This is a genomic window from Nitrospira sp. BLG_2, from assembly GCF_049222245.1.
Genome location: NZ_JBLYIG010000404.1, coordinates 1 through 4,125, shown reverse-complemented (window position 1 = coordinate 4,125; position 4,125 = coordinate 1). Strand labels below are relative to the sequence as shown.

At 51.7% G+C, this 4,125-nt stretch carries 4 protein-coding genes; all 4 read right to left on the bottom strand.

The genetic code is table 11. The features are described 5' to 3' along the window. On the bottom strand, positions 1-1,520 hold a 1,520-nt coding region (locus tag ACOSYY_RS11110), incomplete at its 3' end, for a cytochrome ubiquinol oxidase subunit I (protein WP_421662427.1). A 77-nt stretch (positions 1,521-1,597) separates the two neighbouring features. After that, a complete protein-coding gene (locus ACOSYY_RS11105) occupies positions 1,598-1,729 on the bottom strand; it encodes a hypothetical protein (RefSeq protein WP_421662426.1) in 132 nt (43 codons plus the stop codon). A 341-nt stretch (positions 1,730-2,070) separates the two neighbouring features. Further along, positions 2,071-3,063 (bottom strand): formylglycine-generating enzyme family protein, encoded by a 993-nt coding sequence (locus ACOSYY_RS11100; protein WP_421662425.1) that lies wholly within the window; start codon positions 3,061-3,063, stop codon positions 2,071-2,073. 6 nt (positions 3,064-3,069) lie between these two features. Then, a complete protein-coding gene (locus ACOSYY_RS11095; protein ID WP_421662424.1) occupies positions 3,070-3,990 on the bottom strand; it encodes a formylglycine-generating enzyme family protein in 921 nt (306 codons plus the stop codon). Between the last annotated feature and the right edge of the window lie 135 nt (positions 3,991-4,125).

The following is a 4,125-nucleotide window of genomic DNA, read 5'->3' as shown; positions in this document are numbered from 1 at the left end:
GTGGTCGCGACTTGAGGAACAGACAAACCGACTCGCACGTTCGCCGGGATGTAATACCCGTAGATAGCAAGCCAGATAATGTTAATGTATGCGCAGGCAAAGAATACACCCATGAAAATGTTCCCGAACTTCGCCCATGATACGGTTGAGACCTTGTTGCCTCGCATATACCAGACGAAGCTCAACACCGTGGTCGTAATCATCACATTGATGCCGCCATTTTTCGCCGACATAACCCCGAAGTTACCCAATACTGGATGCTGCTGTCCTCCCATAGCCTTCAATTCAGCAGGCGTCATGACCATGGTGTGCGGCGTAATAAAAACCAAGAATCCGCAGATGAGCAGAAACACAAGGTATTTAATGTACCGTTGATACTTCTCAGCTCCACGCATGCGGCCCATTGCCTGCCAGAGGTAGTAATTGGAGCTCAAAAAGAGAATTCCGATCATAGTGGCCTGAATAATAAACAGCCAAGCCAGCAAGCCGCCCATCAACGTAATCCCCATCTGCTGACGATACGCATACACCTCACGCATGAGCCAGTAACCGGCAAAAGGCAGCGGGATCAAGAAGGACACGCCAAGCGCCATTGCGATGTAGCCCATCCAGTCATAATGAGCTCGATCTTCATCAGTCTTTGAGGCTAGAAACTTATACGCAGCATACGCAGCGACGACACCACCGCCGAAAGCCATGTTCCCCAGGATGCGGTGAAGATTCAGAGGGTTCCACAAGGCAGTGTGGATCGCATGCCAAATATTCCCCAGGTATCGACCCTGCTCATCGACACCGGCCGGCGACATCATGAAACCGATCCACGAGTTCGCCAGAAACATGAGCAGTGTGCCGATGATATTCAAGACCACCGACATGCTCAGATGAATCCACTTCAGGAAACCCTCCTTCATCTTGTCCCAGCCATAATAATAGATATAGAGGGTCCCGCTCTCAGCCACGAACATCAATGCATAGATGTGCATGACCGGACGGAAGATACTGGACAGATATCCAAAAAACGCCGGATACAGAGTCAAAAATGTAAAGATCAGAATGCCGCCAAGAATGGCCGTGAGCGAGTAAGCCGTAAGACTGATCTTGATAAAATCATAGGCCAGTTGATCGTAACGCTTCGCGAGCGCCTTGTCCTTGGTCACAACGCCCATGAACTCGATGATCATACAGAAAATCGGCACAGCCAACACGAAGCTCCCATAATAAAGATGCTGCTGGTTGGCAAACCAAATTAAGACACGACTTTCGAAATTGTATCGCGGATAGTCTTTGGGGCCATCCGTAGTCTTGGGAGCAGGGGCACCGACTACAATGCCCTCCGTCTTGTAGTAGACATCCCGACCCTTCTCAACTTTATCTCCATCCTTCTTCGCCGCATCGCCGGCGGGAGCCTCCTCACCGATAGCCGGTGAAGGTACAGCGACGATGATCGGAAGCAGAAGGAGGCCGACCATCATGCAGAGCGCCATGACTGAAAATACGCGCTTGCCGGTTAAAAGGCCCATGGGATACCTCCTTAGATACACTTAGTATGTTAAAAGTTCACAAAATCCACCAAGAGATCGACTACCTTTTTACTGCCTTACTTCCGGAACAGGTACCAGTAGTCCAACCCCTGCATATCCATCAGGTAATGGTCGACCAGCGTAAAGTAACCGACTGCAATAATGAGAGAGACGATTACCGCGATGACGGGATTATTCAACGCACTCATTTCACCATTCTCCTCTACTACCTAAGCCATCCGTTGAATTGGATTTAGGAACCAGACCCCGGGAATTAGGCGAGATCAATGATCTCAGCAGGGACACTGGATTCCAGCAAACCAGTAGAAAAACCATAGCCCGGCCGCACAGGTGATGTAGAAAATCATCTTCCCGATTTTTATCTTAATGTCGCTGTCAGGGGTAGCTGTAGCCATCGTTGCTTTTACTCCGATCAAGATAGTTGGAAGGGAATTCTGAATTACGGCATTTCTTGACAGGCACTTAACCCTGTGTTATCAGATTTTTGTCGTTGGCAATTGCAGCAACAGGAGAAACCGTGACGAAAAACTCAAAAGTGTTTGACATTATAGTTTTGGCCGGTATGGTTGTCAACATCATTTTGGCCGTGTTTTTGATCCTCTACTACTTTGATTTCCTGTGAATTCGTCAGACTCCTCTCTCCATCTTCTTTCGTTCCCATCACGGAACTCGCGCAGCGAAATCCGATCGTCTCATCCCGAAAATCCGGCATCATTTTGCTTCGGCTGGTGATCCGAATATCCCCGCCGGTCGTAGTGTAGCCTCCACCCCGTAGCACCCGATAGGTACCATACTCAGGACTCGGTGGATTCTGTTCCGGAGAATCCTTGTAATAAGTCTCACCATACCAGTCGGCCACCCATTCGATGACATTACCGGCACCATCCATCACCCCATACGGGCTCTTGTCGGTCACGAAAGTCCCCACACGAGCGGATACCTCATGGCCGTCCTGCACACGGGCCCAATTCGCACCATGAGGCCGCTCTTGATCCCCCCATGGCCATAGCCTCCCGTCGGTGCCTCGCATGGCCTTTTCCCATTCGGCTTCGCTTGGAAGCCGCTTGCCTTTCCATCGGCAGTATTCCGAGGCATCATCCCACGACACATAGACGACCGGCTGATTTATTCCTTTCACCTTTCCACCGCCCTTGGCGTAACGCGCGGGTAGCCCGGGCTTCCGATGACCGGTCGCCAGAACGAATTGTTGATATTGATGATTGGTGACTTCGTACCGATCGATCGAAAAGGCATCGAGGAAGATGGTGCGCCGCGGCTGTTCATCGAACCCTCCGCTCTCAGTTCCACGTACGAACGGCCCTGCCGGAATCGTCACCATATCATCCTGTATCGGCTCCTCTCCGGGATCGCTCTCTGCCGCCGGCTCAACTTCAGCGCCAGCTTCAGATTCTGACTTTTCATACGGCGTTAACGTGGTCCCACGCAAGATCGCGATGATGGGCATCGCGGCACAGGCCAATACGACAATCAGGAAGACCAATTTGAATTTTGATTCGAGCATGCCGATCTATGACTCAGCCCCGCCTCCGGCAGTTTGATCCAGATCACTCGCACAACGAATGCCGATCGTCACATCTGTCCGCCAATGTTTGGCGGTAAACCGCTTTGACAATCTCGCATTATGCTCGGTTTCCCGCCATGAGCCTCCGCGCACGACTTTAAGGTCGGAGTCCTCCGGTCCCTTGGGGTCACGAAACGGGGATTTCTTATAGTAGTGTTCGCTGTATGAATCTTCCACCCATTCCGCCACATTACCCGTCATGTCATAAAGACCGTAGGGACTTCGTCCTGCATCGAACGATCCGGGAGGAGCCAGATACCTATACCCGTCCTCGCTGCCATCGACATTGGCGGCGTTGGTCACAAATTTATCTCCCCACGGATATTTTCTCTTGCTTTCCCCGCGGCCGGCCTTCTCCCACTCGGCTTCAGTGGGGGGTCGCTTGCCGGCCCACTTGCAGTAGGCTGCCGCTTCGTCCCAGGAGACGCTCATGGCAGCCAAGCCCGGCTTCAAAATCTTTGACTGATCGTCGTCAAACACCTCGATCCTGGGCATAGCGCGCTTGGTCATTTTTGCGAACCGCATGTATTCCTCTTGGGTGACTTCTTTTTGGTCGAGATAGAATCCCTTCAGATAGACCTGATGTTCGGGAGCTTCATCCGGATCACCGTCATTGCTCCCCATCGTAAAAGGCCCTTCCGGAATCTGCACCATTTCACGACCTTCATCGCCGATTTTCGTCTTGTACATCGAAAAATCCTGAGCCGGCAGACTGCTCGCCGTCGGTCGGGTTTCCGACTTCACTGATGCGACAAGCTGTTTCATTTGCTTGGCCTTATAGGACTCATACACCAACAGGCCGACCATGAGCACGAACGACCCAAACACAAAAATGATGGATCCGATTAAGACTCCCCTGTTTTCCACGAACACCTCTTTAATCGAGAGCACCTACCGGTAGGAAGGCGACGTCTTGACCGGTTCAGACACCGCCTTCTTAGCAGCGCGCACATCGAGCAACATTGAAATTTGGACACCCAGAAAACCACCCATGGCGGCACC

What these genes read in the sequence shown, in the direction of transcription:
- ACOSYY_RS11105 (WP_421662426.1), bottom strand. Translation starts at nt 1,729, where the DNA reads ATGAGTGCGTTGAATAATCCCGTCATCGCGGTAATCGTCTCTCTCATT.
- ACOSYY_RS11100 (WP_421662425.1), bottom strand. Translation starts at nt 3,063, where the DNA reads ATGCTCGAATCAAAATTCAAATTGGTCTTCCTGATTGTCGTATTGGCC.